This is a genomic window from Frankia sp. QA3 (assembly GCF_000262465.1).
In the GTDB taxonomy this organism is placed as follows: domain Bacteria; phylum Actinomycetota; class Actinomycetes; order Frankiales; family Frankiaceae; genus Frankia.
Map to the genome: position 1 here is coordinate 1607692 of NZ_CM001489.1, position 18406 is coordinate 1626097.

Below are 18406 nucleotides of genomic sequence, written 5' to 3' on the forward strand. Positions count from 1 at the left end.
TTGCCGCCACGATCAGTTCTCGACGCAGACGGGCTTGTCCCCCTTGGGGGTCGTCAGCTTCCCGTCGACGACCTTGGCGTACCAGTTGCAGGCGCCGACCTCGTTCGGCTTGCCCTTCGTGAAGGTCAGCGGGGGCGACCACTCGCCGAGGGACTGGCCGCTGAGCGCGTACAGCCCGTCGAGGATCTCGGCGCTGGTGGGCGTCGCCGAGACGTTCTTCGCCGCGGCGGCGAAGAACAGCCCCGCCTGCCACCCACGGCTGGCGAAGCCGTCCGGGTCGTTCTTGGTGTACTGCTTCAGCGCGGCCTTGAAGTCGGTCAGGTACGGCTTGTCGCCGAACCACAGCGGGGCCCCGGAGGTCAGCCACGCGCCCTCGCTGGCCGGCTGGATGAGGTTCTGCTGGAACACGCCGCCGGAGAAGACGTAGGTGGGCTGGAAGCGCTGCGTCGAGCAGTCCTTGATGAGCCGCTCGGTGACCTGGGCGGGCACGTTCGTGATGACGGCCTTCACGCCCGCGCTGCGCAGCGACAGGCACTGCGAGGTGAAGTTCGGCGCCGAGGCCGAGGCGGTCTGCACGCCCGCCGAGGCGATCCCGAGGCGGCCGGCGATGCCGGAGATCAGGCCGTTGGCCTCGGCGCAGGCGGCCTGCTCGGCGCAGACGATCGTGCCGAACTTCGGCGCGCCGGCGAGCTTCACGCCGTACACCTCGCCGGTGAGGTAGCCCAGCGAGTTCGACGTCGCGGCGAAGAACATCGGCGACTTGCCGTACTGGGCCGTCGTGGTGATCCCGCCGATGACGGGGATGTTGCGCTGCTCGACGTAGCTGCGCCAGGAGCCGTCGGTGGCGCCGGCGAAGTTGCCGACGAGGGCGAGGACCTTGTCCTGCTCGACGAGCTGGCGGACGGCGGCGATCGACTTCGTCGGGTCGCCCTGGTCGTCCCGGCTGATCACCTCGACCGGGTGGCCGGCGATGCCGCCGTGCGCGTTGACCCACTTCGACCAGGCGAGCAGGGCGTCGAGCCCGCGCTGGTTCTGGGGGCCGAAGGCGCCGCTGTACAGGCCGACGTTGCCGATCTTCAACGGTGTTCCGGTGGCGGGCGGCGTGGCGGCGGCCGACGAGGCGTCGGCCGTGGCCCCGTCATCGCTGCTGCCCCCGCAGGCCGACACGGTGAGTAATAAAGCGGCGAGTGCTGCGATACAGCCGGACAGCGTCCGTCGTCGCCTCGGTGTCATCGGTGTATCCCCTTGTCAGGTGTGCTCGACCGGCGGAGCCGACGCGTAGTCGGAGTGCGACCGGTCGATCGCCATGATGATTTGTCAATGCGGGCGCGATGGCGGTCGCCAGTTCGCGGACGGGCCATGAATCCCCGCCGACTCGCCCACGGGAGCCGCATCTTCCCGCTTACCCGTTCTGACGTCAATGTCACATGGAGGAGGGGATGCGGAGTGCGCCGCCGTCGGGTAGGTGGCGGCCTGTCGGGGACGCGTCCGGCGGCGGCCGGCGGGACGTTCGGGCGCCCTGACCGGGGAGATAGGTACCGTCACCAGCCAGATCGAGCGCCGGGCGGACGTCAGGGCGCCGCGCCTCGCCCGGCCGCGCGACGAGCCTGCCCTGGCGGCCCCGACAACGTCGGAAGGTGACCCTGGATCGGGAATGTGTGCGTATAATGCTTCTCTTCTGGCGGGGGCGCTTTGCTTTTCGCGGCGGGCTAATCGCCGTGGCGGGCGCCGTGAGCCGTTTCCCCGGCCGGGCGCTGCGGCTCGGCGCGGCCCGGCGTCCGCTGGGTTCGGGAGAAGAACGGAAGCGAATCGTCGCCGCCGAACAGCAATCGGCCAGGGGTTGGGCGAGATGCCCGTTTACGCCCCTCGTGCCCCCGGCTGTCGCCATATGGCGATCACCGAGAGTGACTCCTGGTGTGGGGGTGGAGGCGGCGCCCACAGGCCCGGCGGGCGCGGGGGCGTGGGCCGGGTCCGCGGCGGCCCCGAACCTTCCCTGATCTTTCCGATTGCTGTAGACACAATGTCAGATGCTGCGGTGGTGCGGCGTCTCGCGGGCGGCCGCGAGGGGTCCGCACGGGTGGGAGGCCAGGTCGATGAGCTCTGCTGACGCGTCGCTGCGGCAGTGGTGGGAGCTGGTGGAATGGCGAGCCGCGGCGACGCCGGACCTGCCGATGCTGGTGGACAACCATGAGCGCCGGATCAGCTTCGGCGAGTTCCGGGAGCTGGCCCTGCGGGTGGCCGCGGGTCTGCACGCCACGGGGGTCCGCGCCGGCACCCAGGTGAGCTGGCAGCTGCCGACCACCATCGAGAGCGCGGTGCTGATGAGCGCGCTCAGCCGCCTGGGGGCGGTGCAGAACCCGATCATCCCCCTGCTGCGCGAGGCCGAGGTCGACTTCATCGTCGAGCAGCTCGGCACGACCCTGCTGATCGTCCCGGCGGTGTTCCGCGGCTACGACTACCGGCCGATGGCCGACACGATCGCGGCCCGCCGCGGCCTTCGCACGATGGTCTGCGATCCCTACCTGCCGCCGGACCCGGCGACGGCGCGGCTCACCGGCCCGCCGGTGGACACGGACTGGTTCGCGGACTTCCCGCTGCCGCTCGGGGACCCCTCGTCCCTACCCCCGCCGCCGCCCCAGCCCACCGGCGACGCCGACGCCGACGTGCGCTGGGTGTTCTACTCCTCCGGCACCACCGGCTTCCCCAAGGGGGCGCGCCACACCGACGCCTCCGTCATCGCCGGGTCGAACTCGATGGTGTCCCAGCTCGGGTTCGACGAGACCGACGTCGCCTCGATCGCCTTCCCGATCGCCCACATCGGCGGGTCGAGCGTGCTGTCGCTGGGCTTACGGTCGGCCTGCAAGGTCGTGCTCGTCGACATCTTCGACCCCCGCACGGCCCCGCTGGCGCTGGCGCGGCACGGGTCGACGATGCTCGGCAGCGCCGCGCCGCACTTCCACGCCTACCTCAACGCTCAAGCCGCCCACGGCCGCGAGCGGTTGTTCCCCCGGCTGCGGTTCTTCATGGCCGGCGGGGCGCCGAGCGAGCCCGGGATGCACGACCGCGCCATCGCGGAGCTGGGCGGCGACGGCCTGATGAACGGCTGGGGCCTGACGGAGTTCCCGATGGCCGGCTACCCGTCCCCGGGCGATCCGCCCGAGCGGCTGCGCACCGCCGCTGGCCGCCCGGGCCCCGGCGTGCGCATCAGCGTCCGCGACACCGACGGCGCGGAGGTTCCCCGGGGCCAGGAGGGCGAGCTGTGCATCGCCGGCCCGCAACTGTTCACCGGCTACGTCGACGCCTCCCTCGACGCCGAGGCCTTCACCCCCGACGGCTACTTCCACACCGGTGACCTGGGCATCCACGACCCCGAGGGCTGGCTGTACATCACCGGGCGGCTCAAGGACGTCATCGTGCGCAACGCCGAGAACATCTCCGCGCTGGAGGTGGAGAACGTCCTGCTGACCCATCCCGGCGTCGCCGAGGTGGCCGTCGTGGGGCTGCCCGACCCGCGCACCGGCGAGCGGTGCGCCGCGTTCGTGGTGCCGGCCGAGGGCGCGGGCGCGCTCACCCTGCCCGACCTGGCGGCGTTCTGCCGCGAGAAGGGCCTGGCCGTCTACAAGACGCCCGAACGGCTGGAGATCCTCGACGCCATCCCCCGCAACGCGATGGGTAAGGCGCTGAAGAAGCAGCTACGGGAGTCCGTCACCGCCACCGCTTAGTCTCTTCCTTCGCGCATGAGGTTTCGAGGTGTTGGCCGGCCCGATTTCTGATCATGGCGGTCCTGTTGGTGTCGGGTCGGCTCGGGCTCAGGGCCGTCGAGGCCCGGCCCGGGGCGGCGTGCCGGTAGGTCATCGTGGGCCGGTTCGGGTTCCGCGGAACATCATGATCGCTTGTCGGCGTGTCTGTCGGTTGCGGTCTTCCGTCGAGGTTCCGGGCCCCGGGGTGCAGGTGAGTCGGTCCGGCCCGGTCCACCCTGGTGGATCTTGGGCAATTTCTGTCGGTGGTGGGTGGGACGATGCCCGGGTCCGTTGATCGACGACACCCCTGGCCCGGTGATCATGATGATGGTAGTTCCCGCGTTCCCTTGCGAAGGTGCGGGCGGTGACCCGGGTGGCGGAGGCCCAGACCGAGCAGGTGTGGTTGTCGCATGCCCGGTTCTGCACGGCGGGGCAGCTGGAACGGCTGGTGCGTTCCTCCCGGCAGGCCCGGGGTGATCAGAAGGTGCGGCGGGCGGGGCGGCGGGTGTCGTGGGCGTGTCGTGGCGGTTCGACGACGGCATGCTGTGCCCCCTCGGCTGTGACGGGCTCCGCCGTGCACGACGACGACATCAGCCTCGGCCGCGCCACCCGCCACGTCGACCCCACCGCCATCCACGCCCCCGACGGCGGTCGCCTCAGCCTCGACGGCTCCCTTCACGCCCTCCTCCAACGCGGAGGACGGGCTTCCGCACCTGGGACTCCGCTAGGTTGACCGGCCCGGTTGCCGACCATGGTGGTCGGGTTGGGTCGACACCGAGGATGTCGAGGAGATCTGCCAAAGGATTGGCCGCGGCCGCCCCTTGCGCAGGCGACCGCGGCCGGTGGCAGCAGACTCAGAAACGCGGGCTGGCCGTGGGCGGAGCGACCGGGCCCGTGCTGTCGCCGAGGGCGGCGGCGGGCGGCACTCCCAGCAGGGTGCGCAGCCGCCGCGTCGTGGCCTCCAGCTCCGCGGCCGGGCACACCGCCAGCACGTACCGGTCCGGACGCAGGATGATGATCTCGTCGGCGGGGCGGCCCAGGCGCAGGTCCCGGAACGCCCCGTCGATGTCGCGCACCAGCAGCGACCCGGTCCGCGGGTCCGTGGGCGCGCCCGGCGCCCGGTCATCCGAGGCACCCGCGCCGATCCCGCCCGCCACGCCCGCCACGGCGGGCGCGGCGTCGCCCGCGGCGGTGGTCACGCCGGGCGCGCCGGTTGCGGCGGCGGCGCTGTCCTCCGCGGGTGCTCCGCGGCGGGCGGTGCGGGCCGGATCCACCCGGATGGTCAGCGCGCCCAGCGCCCGCCAGAACGCCAGACCCTCGGCGGACAGCGCGGCCGCGGGGTCGCGCCCGATGCCGAGGACGGCGAAGGACGGCCCGATGACGTCGTCGAGCTTCATCCGCAGCCGGTCGGAGGTCTCCACCGACGGCTGGCCGAACATCCGGCCCACCGGCGAACTCTTGTCCGGGGCGGCCGGGGCCAGGACCGCGCCCTCGGTGTAGCGGGGCAGCGGCTTGTACTTCATCTGCAGGATGTAGTCCCGGGCGCCGGGGATGCGCTGGACGCCGACGAAGAACGCGTCGCGCACCCGTTCGGTGAACCGGTTGCGCGGCTCGTACATCGCGCCGACCCGGGTGGCGAAGGAGACCATGGTCTCGGCGTGGGCGCGCCGCTCGGCGTCGTAGCTGTCGAGGAGGCGTTCGTCGGCGCGGCCCGCAAGCACCGCGGCGAGCTTCCAGCCGAGGTTCGTCGCGTCCCGGATCCCGGAGTTCATCCCCTGGCCGAAGAACGGCGGCTGCAGGTGGGCGGCGTCGCCGGCGAGGAACACCGGGCCGACCCGGAAGGTGGTGGCGATGCGGGAGTGGTGCCAGTAGATCCGCCGCCGGGAGATCCGAGGCATCGGCGTGTCCCGGTAGTGCCGCGCGAGCAGGCCCGTCACGACCTCGTCGGTGACCATCCGCTCGTCGGTCTCGTCGGGCAGCAGCTTGAACTCGAAGCGGCGGTGCCCGTAGGGCAGCGGGATCGTCATCGACGGGCGGACCGGGTCGCAGTGCACCGCCGAGTAGGGCGCGTCGAGCTGGTCGTCGGCGACGTCGACCACCAGCCACTTCGACGGGTTCGTCTCGCCCACGAGCTCGACGCCGACGCTGCGGCGCACGAAACTGCGCCCGCCGTCGGCGCCGACGACGTAGCGGGCGGTGACCGTGACGTCCTCGCCGTCGCGCGTGCCGGTCAGCACCACGCCGTCGGCGGTGCGCTCCAGCGCGGTCACCTCCGTGTCGGCGAACAGCCGCACGCCCGCGAAGCGGTCGAGCCCGCGGCGCAGCGTCGCCTCCATCAGCGGCTGGAAGAACAGGTTGCGCCGCGGCCAGCCGAACGGCTGCCCGCTCGGCCCCACGTGCGCGAGGACCTTGCCCTGCGAGTTGTGGTAGCGGATCGGCGCGTTCTGGATGACGTCGGCGAGCACCTCGTGTACCAGGCCGACGGCCTGGAACGTCCTTAACGACTCGTCGTCCACGGCGACGGCCCGCGGATAGTCGATCACCCCGGACTCCCGGTCGAGCACGACGGTGCTCACCCCGTAGGTGCCCAGCAGGTTGGCCAGCGTCACCCCGCACGGTCCCGCGCCGACGATCGCCACATCGGCCGATTCCCTGATCATTACCGTCTCCTCGTTCTCGCCCGGAGCGGATCGCCATCGTGGTGCCGTGGCGGCTGCCTCGCCAACCTGCCCGTAGTCGCCGTCCTGCCCGTCGTCGGTGTCCTGTCCGGGTCGCTACTTCCTGCTGTTGTCGTGCTGCCGCGTTGTCGTGCTGCCGCGTTGTCGTGCTGCCGCGTTGTCGTGCTGCCGAGCTTCCCGCTACTCAGTCGGCCAGTACGGAGATGGCCTGCTGGGGGCAGGCGGCGACGCCGCGGCGGGCGTCGTCCTCGGCGCCCGCGGGCACGGTGACGTCGCCGCTGAGCGCGGTGAAGCCATCGTCGTCGAGCGGGAACAGCTCCGAGTTCGCCAGGTAGCACTGGCCGTGGCCGGAGCACTCCGGCTGCTCCATGTGGATACGCATGCGTTCGTCGTCCTCGTTGGCTGGGGGGCTGGGTTGGCTGGGGGTCGGGGTTGGCTGGGGGGCGGGGCCGGCTGGGGCCGGCTGGTTTGGGGCCGGGTCAGCGGAAGCGGGGCTTGCGCTTCACGTTGGGCGGGACGGGGCTGCCGCCGCGGTTGCCGCGCTGGGTGTACGACAGTCCGGCCCGCTGCGCCAGCGACGGGGTCATGTCCAGGGACTCCCAGATGGCGCGGATGGTGCCCTGGATGGCCTCCGGACGGCGCGCGGCGATCTCGGCGGCGAGCTCCGCGGCCCGCGGCCAGAGCTGCTCACGGGGCACCACCTCGGTGACGATACCCAGCCGCAGGGCCGTGTCGGCGGTGATCCGCTCGTCGTTGCCGAGCAGCGCCCAGCGCAGCACGTCGCCGAGCGGGATGTTGCGGGCCAGCATCCCGATCGGCTCCAGCGCGGAGACGAGGCCGCCGTTGGCGTGCGGGTCGAAGAAGGTGGCGTCCTCGGAGCAGATGATGATGTCCGACTCGTTCAGGAAGTACATGGCACCGCCGGCGGCGAGGCCGTGCACCGCGGTGATCACCGGCTTCCAGACGAGCTGCTTGCGGGGGCCGAGGCGGACGCCGGGGTCCTCCTGGTTCCAGATGCTCTGGTCGTTCCACCAGGGGCCCTCCTGCACGTCCAGCCCGGTGCAGAAGGCGCGCTCGCCGGCGGCGCGCAGGACGACGGCGCGCACGTCGTCGTCGTCGCGGATCTCGTGCCAGACCGCCTCCATCTCGAGCGTCATCGTCTCGTTGAAGGAGTTGAGCTTGTCGGGGCGGTTGAGGGTCACGGTGGCGACGTGGTCGTCGACCTCGTAGAGGACGGTCGTGAGGTCCTTGAGCGGCATGAGTGTTCCTCGGGAGTGGGCGAGCTCGGGGCTGGACTGGATGGTGGGGAGTGCTGAGGCGCTCAGGGGCGCTCAGGGGCTCAGGGCGCTCAGGGGCTGGAGTCCCAGGAGCCGGCGCCCGCCTTCAGCTCGGCCACGACCTCGTCGACGGTCGTGATCCTCGTGACCATGGACAGGAAGTTGTCGAGCATGAACCGGTGGGTCTCGGCGGAGGCTCCCGCGGTGGCGTCCTCCGGCAGCACCACGTGGTAGCCGCGGTTGACCGCCTCCAGCGCGAGGCCCGGGATGGCGACGTTCGTCGACACGCCGGTGACGACCAGGACACGTGTGTCGGTCAGCCGCAGCATCGCGTCGAGGTCGGTGCCGTAGAACGCGGTGAGGCCGGTCGCGCGGCTGCTGACCAGGTCGCCCTCGCGGGGGGTCACCGGCTCGGGCACCTCGACGTCCACGCTGCCGACGATCATCGTCCGGCGCTTGCGGGCCATCGCGGACAGCGCCGAGTTCGCGCGCAGGCCGACCAGGTCGGGTCGGTGCTCGATGATGGAGTGCACCACCGGCAGGCCCGCCGCGCGGAACGCCTCCGCGAGCGCGCCGATGCGGGCGCCGACGCCCCGCGACTCGGCCTGCTCGGCGAGCGCCGGTAACCGGCTCACCGCCGGATCCACGATGCCGCGTTGGAACTCGCTGATGACCAGCGCCGGCCGGCCGATGATGAGCATGCTGATCGTCCTCTCCGCAGGGACTCCGGGGCCTGGCGCCCGCTCTGTCAGACGCCGATGCGCCGGCGCAGGTCGGGCAGGGAGACCTTGCCCATCGCGTTGCGCGGCAGCGCGTCGACGATCTCCAGCCGCTCCGGGAGCTTGCGCTTGTTCAGGCCGCCGGCGAGCAGGTGCTCGCAGAGCTGCGCCAGCGCCGGCGGGGCCGCGGCGTCCGCGGGCACGACCACGGCGCAGACCCGCTCGCCCGTCACCGGATCCGGCACGCCGAGCACCGCCACGTCGGCGACCCCGGGATGCGCGGCCAGCGGCTCGGCGACCTCCCGGGCGGAGATGTTCTCCATGTTCCGGATGATCACCTCCTTGAGTCGGCCGGTGACGGTGAGGTAGGACCGCTCGTCGACGAAACCGAGATCGCCGGTGCGGAAGAAGCCGTCGGCGTCGAACGCCTCGGCGTCGAGGGTGGCGTCGACGTAGCCGAGCATGAGCTGCGGGCCGCGGACCCGGATCTCCCCGGATTCCCCGGGGTCGGCGCGGGTCCCGTCGGGGCGCACGACGACGACCTCGGCGCCCTCGCCGGGCGGCCCCTCGGTGCTCGCATGGTCGGCGTCGGCGTCGTCCGCCCGCCCCCAGCAGACGTAGGGGCATTCGGTCATCCCGTAGCCGGAGACGACGCCTACCCCGCCGAGGGCGTCGCGGACCTCGGCGTGCAGGCTCGCCGGGCGCGGGGAGCCGCCGCAGAGGAACACCCGCGCCTGCGGGAACAGCCGGACGTCCGGGGCGGCGGCCTGGCGGGCCAGGTACGCCCGGATGAACGGCACCCCGGACCCGACGATCGTCACGCCGTGGGCGGCCAGCAGGTCCGGCGTGCTCGCCGGGTCGAACACCTCCGCGGTCACGATCGAGCTGCCGCGGCGCAGCGCCGTGACGAGATGGGCGAGCCCGCCGATGTGGGCGATCGGCGCCAGCACCGCGACCCGGTCGGCGGCGCCGACCGCCAGCGCGTCGCTGAACGTGGTGGACGCGGCGAGCAGCGCCCGGTCGGTGTGCCGGGCGCCCTTGGGCGCCGAGGTGGTGCCCGAGGTGTAGAGCAGCCAGCGCACGCGGTCGGACTCGCTCGGCAGGTCCGGGGGGAGGCCGGCTGGGTCGGCGTCGGTCAGCTCGGCCGCGTCGGCCACGTCGAGGCCGGGCACCTCCGCGGCGACGGCGCGGGCCATGGCGAGGTGGTCGAACCCGCGGAAGCTCGCCGCGACGACGAGCAGCCGGGTGCCCGCCTGCCGGGTGATGAACCCGACCTCGCGCTCGCGCAGCATCGTCACCAGCGGGTTCTGGACCGCGCCGAGCCGGCTGAGCGCCGCGGCGAGCACCATCGTCGAGATCCGGTTCGGCAGCTGCCAGGAGACGACGTCGTCGCGGCCGATGCCGCGCGCCGCCAGCCCCGCGGCGAGCCGCTCGGCCCGGTCGCGGAACTGCGCGAACGTGACCCGGTCGCCGCCCGCGTCCACCGCGAGCAGGGCGTCGGGTGTCAGCGCGGCCCGCGTGCGGGCGAGCTCCCACAGCGACGCCGCCCCCGTCACCCCCGCCCCGGCGGTGGACGTCGGGGCGGCGGGGGTGGCCGACGCCGGGCTCACGGGGTGGCGGGCGCGGCGAGCTCCGCCCGTAGCTCCCGCTTGAGGATCTTGCCGGCCGGGCCGAGGGGCATCTGGGTGCGGAACGCGAAGCCGCGCGGCTGCTTGTAGCCGGCGAGCTGCTCGCGGGCGAGGGTGCGCAGCTGCGCCTCCAGGTCCTCGGCGGTGATCTCGCCCTTGGGCACCACGACCGCGATCGGGGTCTCGCCCCACTCCGGGTGCGGGACGCCGACGACGGCCACCAGGTCGACGTTCGGGTGCGCGCCGAGCACCCGCTCGATCTCGGCCGGGTACACGTTGAACCCACCAGAGATGATCATATCGGTCTTGCGGCCGGCGATGTGCAGGTAGCCGCGCTCGTCGAGCCGGCCCAGGTCACCGGTCCACAGGCCGTCGGGCCGGAAGGTCTCGGCGTTGGCCTCGGGCCGGTTCCAGTAGCCGCGGGCCACCGAGTCGGCCTTGACGACGATCTCGCCGACCTCGCCCCGGGGCAGCTCGGCGCCGTCGTCGCCGACGATGCGGATCTCCGCGTGTGGCGTCTCCTTGCCGCACGAGCTGCGCAGCGCGTCGTCCCCGGCGAAGATCGCCCGGTGATCCTCGGGGGTGAGGATCGTGACCTGCCCGCCGGCCTCGGTGGAGCCGTAGCGCTGCTGCAGGTCGCAGCCGAGCTTGTGGGCCGCCTCCTCGGCGAGGCCGGGCGGGGCGGGCGCCGAGCCGTAGCTGATCCGTCGCAGGCTGGACACGTCGATGCCGGGCCGGGCGTCGAGCTCGCGCAGCGTGCGGATCAGCATGGTGGGGATGAACGTGGTCATCGTGACCTTCCACCGCTCGATCGTCTCCAGCACGGCGACGGGGTCGAAGCGGGGATGGATGACCATCGTCTGGCCCAGGTACAGCCACGACAGCGTCCGGATCATCCCACCCGCGGTGAAGAACGGGGTGGTCGCCAGGAACACGTCGTCGTGGCGGGACTCGGTGGAGATCGTGGTGTCGAGCACCTGGGCGAGCAGGGTGCGGTGCTCGTGCACCACGGCCTTGGGGCGACCGGTCGTCCCGCTGGTGTAGAGCAGCAGGTGGATGTCGCTGTCGGTGAGGTCCGCCGGGGTGGGGTCGGCGTCGCGGCCGGCGGCGAGCGCCTTGGCGTAGTTCACGCCGATGGAGTCCCCGCCGATCTCGATGACGGTGTCCAGGGCGGCCAGCGGCGCCCCCGGCCCGTCGACGTGATCGGTGTGCACGATGGCCGCCCGCGCCCCGCTGTCGGACAGGACGTAGTCGACCTCCGGCCCGGAGAGCCGGATGTTGATCGGGACGAGCACCAGGCCCGCCTTGGCGAGCCCGTAGGTGATCTCCGGCCACTCCGGGGTGTTGCGCGCGCAGACGGCGACCCGGTCGCCCTTGGCCAGCCCCCGCCCGAGCAGGTAGGTGGCGATGCGGTTGGCGCGCTGGTCCAGCGAACGCCAGGACAGCTCGGTGTCCTCGTACACCACCGCGGCCTTGTCGGGGTAGCGGCGGGCATTGCGCCGGGCTATGTCGCCGATCAGCATCGTTCCTCGCAACTCGGGCGGGCGGAGCCGACCGGCGCCGACGCAAGGTCGGGCCGGTGGCGCCGGAATTCGGATCAGGAAGGGCGGCCCGGGATCGAACGGGCCGCCTCAGCTCAAGGCGGGCCGCCTCAGCTCAAGGCGGGCCGTCTCAGCTCAAGGCGGGCCGCCTCAGATCAGGAAGGACATCGTGGAGACGGGGCCGCCGGCGTTGACCAGGTGGACGGTCTTCGCGGCCAGCTTCAGGTCCCCGCCCCGCGCGCGGATCCGGTACTCGTAACGGCCGGCCCAGACGGTCAGGTCGAACCGGTACTCGTAGATCACGAAGTTGCCGGCCACGGTCGTCGTGTCGGCGTCCTGGGCGACGACCTCCAGGTTCGTGATCAGCCGGCGCAGCACCGACGGCGGGGTCTGCGAGTGCCGGTTGCCGGAGTTGAGCTGCGCGACCCGGCTGCGGATCCGGCGGCGGTTGTCGTAGATGTAGGAGACGTTGACCTTCGGGTCGTGGTCGGGGTGCATCGGCACCCAGTACTTGGCGTCGTCGTCCCACAGTGCCTCCCACTCCGAGTACCGCGCCTCGTCGGCGAGGCGGGCCTCGGTGTAGATGAAGGAGGCCAGAGCGGGGTCGACACCGGCGGCGGGCACGGCGCCGGCGGGCGCCGCGGCGGCGGCACCGATGCTGGTGAGGTCGGACATGGTGGGCGGGCTCCCTGCTGCGATGGCGGACGGCTGCCTGGGGTGGCGAACGCCCCGGTCAGGCGTCGGGGGCGGCGGCGGTGGTGGTCCCGGTGAGCACCTGCGACCAGTGCTTCCACCAGCCGCGCTGCGGCGTCTCCGCCGACTTGTCGTGGTTGACGATGCCGGTCTCGTCGGTGATGTCGGATTCCTCGCCGCGGCGCAGCACGACCCATTCCGGCGAGCCCGCCGCAAGACCGAGCTGGTTGCGGGCGCCGATCTCGCCGTCGTCGGCGATGAGGAATCCGGCCGGCCCCATGGCACCCTCGCTGCGGCGCAGGGTCTTCTCGTTGACCTCGTCCGCGCCCGGGATGAGGGCGGGCGTGGTGTAGGCGATCGCCCGGCCCGGACCCAGCGGCTCCACCGTCATGATGTTCATCTCGGCGAGGAACAGGTTCGGGAAGATCAGCGTGTGCGGGGGGCCGACGACGAACGCCCGGTGGGTGTCCGCCGGCCCGCGCGCCTCCTCCATGGCGGCCACGTACTGCGGCAGCTTCTCCCGGCGGATCCGGCCGAACCAGATGAACTCCTCGTCGAGGCGGGTGTACTCCTTGGCGTAGTCGATCTCGGAGTGGCCGTTGCCGAGGTCGCGGACGTACACCTCGACCTTGGAGGGGACGTGGGAGACCTTCGCCGGCTTCACCGCGTCGTACACGGAGGCATGGGTGAACAGCGCGTGGTAGCCGTCCACGTTGTTCTCCATGACCATCTTCCAGTTGCAGCGCATGTCGTGCTTCATCCAGCCGGCGCGCAGGTTCAGCTCGCCGGTGGGGGACAGCGCCAGCAGCCGGTCGAGGGCGACCGTGGAGTTGCCGAGGTGCTCGCGCAGGGTGATCGCCGGCGGGTTCAGCGAGGCGAAGACGAAGCCGCCGTAGCTGTCGACGGCCGCGGCTGGCGCGAGCCCCATCGCGTCGCGCACCGCGTGGAAGCTCGAGCCGTAGCCGTCGCGCATCGGCACGCCGGTGAGGTGGCCGTCGTTGCTGAACGTCCAGCCGTGGTAGGGGCAGCGGAACGACGAGCTGTTGCCGGCGTCGGCGTTGCACAGCCGGTTACCGCGGTGCGTGCAGCGGTTGGCCAGGACCCGGACCTCGCCGTCCTTGCCCCGCACGACGATCCACGGCTCGCCGGCGATGCGGCGGGTGACGTAGTCGCCGGGCTCCGGGACCTCGCTGTCGTGGGCGACGAACACCCAGCCGTTGCGGAAGATCCGGTCCATCTCCTGGTCGTACACCTCCTGGGAGGTGTAGACGGAACCGTGGACGCGGTCGGGTTCGACGAGCGCGGCGACGTCCACCTTGCCGACCTGCGCCGACGTGTCCAACTCGGTCATTGTGAGACCTCCGTCTCGGATGGGACTGGTGCGGGGGCGGTGCCGGTTGCCCTGGGCGAGTCGGGGGTGGCGGCGTCGGAGGGTTCGGAGGGTGCGGAGGATTCGGTGGTACTGAGGACTGCGGCGGGCACCGCCACGCCGCCGACGACCCGAAAGCCGACGGTGACGGGCCGGCCGATCGCGGGCGCGGACCCGGTGGCGGTCAGTGTGGTCATGATCAGTCGATGCCCGCTGGTGAGCTCGATATCCACGACGGGGTAGGGCTCGGTGACCCGGACCAGTCCCGGCTCCCGCCGGTGCACGAGGGTGACCGCATGTACGGTGCCGGCGCGCTCGACCGGGCGCCAGCGGATGTCGGTGGCACCACAGCCGTCGCAGGCCCGCTGCTCCAGTTCGAGGGCCAGCCCGCAGGTCGCGCAGAACGGCAGCGTCAGCTCCCCCGCGGCGGCGCCGGCGTAGAGCGGGGCGAGCGACCCGTCGGCCAGCGGCGCCAGCGCCGCGTCGACCAGCCAGTCCTCGGCGTCCGGCGCATCCGGCGCGGCGAGCACGGCGGGGATGGTGGCGTCGGTGTTCGGGCTCATCGGGACGGCTCCAGGTCGAGGATCAGGCAGGCGTGGTGGTCGCCCCGGCCGCCGATGCCGCCGACGAGGGCCGTGCTCGCCCCGGGCACCTGGCGTGCCCCGCCGGTGCCGCGCAGCTGCACCACGGCCTCGGCCAGCGGCGTCATCCCCTGCAGGTAGAACCCGGAGAGCTGGCCGCCGCCGGTGTTGACCGGCAGGTCGCCGCCGGGGGCGGTCGCGCCGGAGCGGACCACCTTGCCCGCCTGCCCGGGCTCGACCAGGCCGTACTCCTCCAGCAGCAGCAGGGTCACCACGCTGAACGGGTCGTAGAGCTCGACGACGTCGAGGTCGGCGCGGGTGAGTCCGGCCATCGCCAGCGCACCGTCGACGGCGGCCCGACCGCCGCCGAACCACGACTCGCCCGGGGCGCGGCGTCGGCGCATCGGGTGGGCCTGGCCCATCCCGCGCACGTGGATACGCGGGGCGGGGCCGGGCGTGGCCTCGCCGCTGACGACGAGGGCGACCGCCCCGTTGACCGGCCGCGCGCAGTCGAGCACGCGCAGCGGGGTGGAGATCATGCGGCTGGCGAAGTAGCCCTCGGCGTCCAGCGGCTTGCGCACCACCGCGTCCGGGTTGCCCAGCGCCCAGGCACGGGTCGACACGGCCACGGCGCACAGGTCCTCGGGGTCGCCGCCGGACACCGCGAAGTAGCGCGAGGCGAGCAGGGCGTAGGTGGGGACCGAGCCGAGCACGCCGCTGGCCCGCTCCAGCCCGCGCGCCCCGTCGCTGCCGCCGCTGTGGGCGTAGGTCGACCCGGACGTGCCGCCCGCACGCAGCGGAGCGTCGGCGAAGACGCAGACCACGGTGCTGGCCAGGCCCGCCCGGATGGCGAGCACCGCCCGCTGGATCATGGCGACCGCGGTGGCGCCCTTGATCTCGACGTGCTCGAGCAGGCGCAGGTCCCCGAGCCCGCCCTGGCGGGCCAGCGCCACCCCCAGCCGGTCCGGGCGGACCCCCTGGCTGGAGTTGACGAGCAGGCCGTCGACGTCACGGGCAGTGAGCCCCGCGTCGGCGAGCGCGCCCGCGACGGCCTCGATGGCGAGGTCGACGGGCACGCCGCCGGCCGAAAGAGACATGGATGTCAGACCGAGACCGACGACCGCGGGTTCCAGGGACGAGGCCATCAGCTCTGGGCTCCCGGGCCCGCAAGCGCGGAGCGCCGCACAGGGCTGCGCTCCTCCCGGTAGGCGCCCACGCGCAGCCAGTCGAGGCGGTCCTCGGGCGCGGCCAGGCACAGGCTCGCCAGCTCGATCGGGGACAGCAGGATCGACTCGCCCGTCTCCAGGTCCTCGACCAGCAGGCGGGGGGAGTTTCCGCGGCGGTCCACCGAAATCCGCACGGCGGCGAACTCGTTGGCGAGCTCGGCGGACTCCAGGCCGTCGCGGCGCGGCCGGCTCACCGGTGCCGCCCTCGGCGGGCCGGCCGCCCGCCGGCGGCACCGGTTGCGGGCGGGCGCGCTCCGGGGGATCTGGTGGAGGCGGGACGGTTCATGGCCCTAGGGTATACTCACTGTCAGAAACGGTGCTGGACTCACGCTCGATCCCGCCGCCTTCGCCGCCCGCGGCCCAGGGCGTCCGCCGGATGCGGGTCGTGGCCCGGCCACGGGACCTCGCCTACCCGCCGAGGACTAGCGTTCCCGTCGACCCGAGGGATGGATCATGGCTGCTCCGCCGCCCGCTCAGCTCACCCACGTCGGCCTGTACGTCGACGACGTCGACCGCATGGTCGGCTTCTACACGAAGCTGCTCGGCCTGATCGTCATCGACCAGGGCGACTTCCTGGGCCGCCGGCTCACCTTCCTCAGCCGCCGCGCGGACGAGCACCACCAGCTCGTGCTCGTCTCCGGCCGCAAGGTCCCCGAGGGTGAGATCGCTCTGCTCAGCCAGGTCTCCTTCCGTCTCACCGACGACGACCTCACCTCGCTGCGCTGGTTCCACGACAAGGCCCTGGAGCTCGGCGCGACCGGCATGGAGGGTCGTAACCACGGCAACAGTTGGAGCATCTACTTCCTGGACCCGGAAGGGAACCGGTTGGAGCTCTACACCCCGACGCCGTGGTACGTCAGCCAGCCCTGGCGGGTCGCGCTGGACCTGGCCGACACCGACGAGGTGATCCGGGAGAAGACCCAGGCCCTCATCGAGGAGACCGCCACCTGGTCGCCGGTGGAGACGTGGAGCGCATCGGTGGCGGAGCGCCTGCGCGCCGCCGAGAGCGACTGACCGCCCCCGCCGAGGACCCCGCCCACGGCGGTGGTCCACCCGCGCCGGCGGGTCGTCCCGCACCCGACCGACGACCCTGCCCGCGCGCAGGGGGCGTCCGCGCCCGACGAGTCATCCGACCCGACCAACGAGGATCGTGAGCAGCGCATGAGCGACGAGGTCCCGTACCGCAGCATCTGGACCTACCTGCGGGACGTGCCGTTCCGCCAGGACTGGATCGACATCGACGGGGTGTCCACCCGCTACGTCGAGGCCGGTTCCCCCGACGCTCCGGCCGTGCTGATGCTGCACGGCACCGGGGGGCACTGGGAGACCTTCGCGCCCACCATCGGCCCGCTGAGCAAGCACTTCCGCTGCATCGCGGTGGACATGGTCGGCAACGGCTTCTCCAGCAAGCCGGACTACGACTACGAGATCGCCGTCTATGAGCGCCACCTGCTCGGCCTGCTCGACGCGCTCGGCGTGCAGACCACCTACATCATCGGCATGTCGCTGGGTGCGTGGGTCGCCGCCCGGCTCGCCATCGACGAGCCGGACCGGGTCCGCAAGCTCATCCTGATGTCGCCCGCGGGCCTCATCGCGACCGCGTCGAACATGGCCCGCATCCGGGCCGAGCGCACCGCCGCCGTGGACAACCCCACCTGGGAGTCCACCAAGGCGATGTTCAACCACCTGATCGCCGACGAGGCCAACCGGCTGCCCGACGTCATCGCCCTGCGCCAGGCGATCTACCGGCTGCCGGAGACCCGCAAGGTCATCGACCACGTGCTGATCCTGCAGGACCCCGACGCCCGCGAGCGCAACCTCATCCCGCCGGACCAGTGGTCGCGCATCGCCGCCCCGACGCTCGTCGTCGCCTCCGGCAAGGACTTCGGCGAGTACCAGAACACCGCCCGCCAGGTCGCCCGGCTGATCCCGGACTCCCAGGTCCTGGAGATGCCCGAGGTCAAGCACTGGCCGCACTTCGAGGACCCGGAGCTGTTCAACCCGGCGGCGCTGGCGTTCCTGCTGGGTGGGCAGAACGAGTCCGAGAACGCATGACGCTCGATCCCGAACTCGTCGAGGACGCCGCGGCGCGCCTCGACGAGGCCGAGCGCACGCTGACCCCGATCCCGCAGCTGTCCCTGCAGTACCCGGACATGACGATCGAGGACGCCTACGCCGTCCAGCGCGCCTGGACCGAACGCAAGCTGGCCAGCGGCCGTGAGCTGCGTGGGCGCAAGATCGGCCTGACGTCGCGGGCGATGCAGCAGGCCGTCTCGATCACTGAGCCGGACTACGGCGCGATCTACGACGACATGTTCTTCGACGACTCCGGGGTCGTGCCCGCCGGCCGGTTCATCCGGCCCCGGGTCGAGGTCGAGCTCGCCTTCGTGCTCGCCGAGCCGCTGCAGGGCCCGGGGGTCACGATCTACGACGTGCTCGACGCGACCCGCTACGTCACCCCGGCGCTGGAGATCCTCGACGCCCGGGTGCAGATGAGCGACCCGGCGACCGGGCATCTGCGCACCATCGTCGACACCATCTCCGACAACGCCGCCGACGCGGGGCTGGTGCTCGGCGGGCGCGCCGTGCGCCCCGACGAGGTGGACCTGCGCTGGGTGTCGGCGTTGCTGTACCGCAACGAGACGATCGAGGAGTCCGGGGTCGCCGCGGCGGTGCTGAACCATCCGGCGAACGGCGTCGCGTGGCTGGCGAACAAGCTCGCCCCGTACAAGGTGGGTCTCGACCCGGGCCAGGTGATTCTGGCAGGCTCGTTCACCCGGCCGGTGTTCGCCCGTTCCGGCGACACCTTCCACGCCGACTATGGCCCGCTGGGCGCGATCACCTGCCGCTTCGCCTGAGCGGCGCGGCGGGCGGCGGTGCCGGGCGGGCGCGCGAGGAGGAGGGCTTGCTGATGTGTGGAGCATGGGGGCGACGGCGATGACGGGCGGTCGGCG

The 18406-nt window shown here is 72.5% G+C and carries 17 protein-coding genes; 5 read left to right on the forward strand and 12 right to left on the reverse strand.

Going from position 1 to position 18406, the window contains the following annotated elements; genetic code table 11:
- Positions 1-12 precede the first annotated feature (12 nt).
- Positions 13-1233, reverse strand: coding sequence for an ABC transporter substrate-binding protein (locus FRAQA3DRAFT_RS06315; protein ID WP_009738235.1), 1221 nt, complete (start codon positions 1231-1233; stop codon positions 13-15).
- 860 nt (positions 1234-2093) lie between these two features.
- Here FRAQA3DRAFT_RS06315 and FRAQA3DRAFT_RS06320 point away from each other — a divergent pair.
- Together FRAQA3DRAFT_RS06320 and FRAQA3DRAFT_RS38440 are read left to right on the forward strand one after the other, a co-directional pair.
- Entirely contained in the window at positions 2094-3722 is a 1629-nt protein-coding gene (locus FRAQA3DRAFT_RS06320) for a class I adenylate-forming enzyme family protein (protein WP_009738236.1), read from the forward strand.
- A 382-nt stretch (positions 3723-4104) separates the two neighbouring features.
- On the forward strand, positions 4105-4473 hold the full coding sequence (locus FRAQA3DRAFT_RS38440; protein ID WP_157467161.1) for a hypothetical protein: 369 nt from the start codon (positions 4105-4107) through the stop codon (positions 4471-4473).
- A 121-nt stretch (positions 4474-4594) separates the two neighbouring features.
- Here FRAQA3DRAFT_RS38440 and FRAQA3DRAFT_RS06330 read toward each other — a convergent pair whose 3' ends face one another.
- From FRAQA3DRAFT_RS06330 to FRAQA3DRAFT_RS06380, 11 genes are all read right to left on the reverse strand, one after another.
- Positions 4595-6400: a bifunctional 3-(3-hydroxy-phenyl)propionate/3-hydroxycinnamic acid hydroxylase gene (locus tag FRAQA3DRAFT_RS06330; protein WP_009738237.1), complete on the reverse strand. Its 1806-nt coding sequence runs from the start codon at positions 6398-6400 to the stop codon at positions 4595-4597.
- A gap of 202 nt (positions 6401-6602) precedes the next feature.
- Positions 6603-6800: a ferredoxin gene (locus FRAQA3DRAFT_RS06335; RefSeq protein ID WP_009738238.1), complete on the reverse strand. Its 198-nt coding sequence runs from the start codon at positions 6798-6800 to the stop codon at positions 6603-6605.
- Between the two features lie 97 nt (positions 6801-6897).
- On the reverse strand, positions 6898-7677 hold the full coding sequence (locus FRAQA3DRAFT_RS06340; RefSeq protein WP_009738239.1) for an enoyl-CoA hydratase/isomerase family protein: 780 nt from the start codon (positions 7675-7677) through the stop codon (positions 6898-6900).
- 89 nt (positions 7678-7766) lie between these two features.
- A complete protein-coding gene (locus FRAQA3DRAFT_RS06345) occupies positions 7767-8396 on the reverse strand; it encodes a cysteine hydrolase (protein ID WP_009738240.1) in 630 nt (209 codons plus the stop codon).
- A gap of 47 nt (positions 8397-8443) precedes the next feature.
- Positions 8444-10024, reverse strand: a complete 1581-nt coding sequence (locus tag FRAQA3DRAFT_RS06350) for a class I adenylate-forming enzyme family protein (RefSeq protein ID WP_009738241.1) — start codon at positions 10022-10024, stop codon at positions 8444-8446.
- A complete protein-coding gene (locus tag FRAQA3DRAFT_RS06355) occupies positions 10021-11565 on the reverse strand; it encodes a class I adenylate-forming enzyme family protein (RefSeq protein WP_009738242.1) in 1545 nt (514 codons plus the stop codon). The genes FRAQA3DRAFT_RS06350 and FRAQA3DRAFT_RS06355 overlap by 4 nt, the downstream gene beginning before the upstream one ends.
- A gap of 168 nt (positions 11566-11733) precedes the next feature.
- Positions 11734-12258 carry an aromatic-ring-hydroxylating dioxygenase subunit beta gene (locus FRAQA3DRAFT_RS06360; protein WP_009738243.1) on the reverse strand — a complete coding sequence of 175 codons (525 nt, stop codon included), beginning with the start codon at positions 12256-12258 and terminating at the stop codon, positions 11734-11736.
- 58 nt (positions 12259-12316) lie between these two features.
- The gene (locus FRAQA3DRAFT_RS06365) at positions 12317-13627 is read right to left on the reverse strand and encodes a Rieske 2Fe-2S domain-containing protein (RefSeq protein ID WP_009738244.1); all 1311 of its coding nucleotides are present in this window, start codon (positions 13625-13627) and stop codon (positions 12317-12319) included.
- Positions 13624-14208, reverse strand: coding sequence for a Zn-ribbon domain-containing OB-fold protein (locus FRAQA3DRAFT_RS06370; protein ID WP_009738245.1), 585 nt, complete (start codon positions 14206-14208; stop codon positions 13624-13626). The genes FRAQA3DRAFT_RS06365 and FRAQA3DRAFT_RS06370 overlap by 4 nt, the downstream gene beginning before the upstream one ends.
- Positions 14205-15371: a thiolase family protein gene (locus tag FRAQA3DRAFT_RS06375; RefSeq protein ID WP_009738246.1), complete on the reverse strand. Its 1167-nt coding sequence runs from the start codon at positions 15369-15371 to the stop codon at positions 14205-14207. The genes FRAQA3DRAFT_RS06370 and FRAQA3DRAFT_RS06375 overlap by 4 nt, the downstream gene beginning before the upstream one ends.
- Positions 15371-15646: a hypothetical protein gene (locus tag FRAQA3DRAFT_RS06380; protein WP_009738247.1), complete on the reverse strand. Its 276-nt coding sequence runs from the start codon at positions 15644-15646 to the stop codon at positions 15371-15373. The genes FRAQA3DRAFT_RS06375 and FRAQA3DRAFT_RS06380 overlap by 1 nt, the downstream gene beginning before the upstream one ends.
- A gap of 259 nt (positions 15647-15905) precedes the next feature.
- Here FRAQA3DRAFT_RS06380 and FRAQA3DRAFT_RS06385 point away from each other — a divergent pair, with 259 nt between their 5' ends.
- The 3 genes from FRAQA3DRAFT_RS06385 to hpaH all read left to right on the forward strand — a co-directional run bounded on the left by FRAQA3DRAFT_RS06385 (position 15906) and on the right by hpaH (position 18310).
- Positions 15906-16466 (forward strand): VOC family protein, encoded by a 561-nt coding sequence (locus FRAQA3DRAFT_RS06385; protein WP_009738248.1) that lies wholly within the window; start codon positions 15906-15908, stop codon positions 16464-16466.
- A gap of 147 nt (positions 16467-16613) precedes the next feature.
- Positions 16614-17507: an alpha/beta fold hydrolase gene (locus tag FRAQA3DRAFT_RS06390; protein WP_035922368.1), complete on the forward strand. Its 894-nt coding sequence runs from the start codon at positions 16614-16616 to the stop codon at positions 17505-17507.
- Positions 17504-18310 carry a 2-oxo-hept-4-ene-1,7-dioate hydratase gene (hpaH, locus tag FRAQA3DRAFT_RS06395; RefSeq protein WP_009738250.1) on the forward strand — a complete coding sequence of 269 codons (807 nt, stop codon included), beginning with the start codon at positions 17504-17506 and terminating at the stop codon, positions 18308-18310. The genes FRAQA3DRAFT_RS06390 and hpaH overlap by 4 nt, the downstream gene beginning before the upstream one ends.
- Positions 18311-18406: the final 96 nt, after the last annotated feature.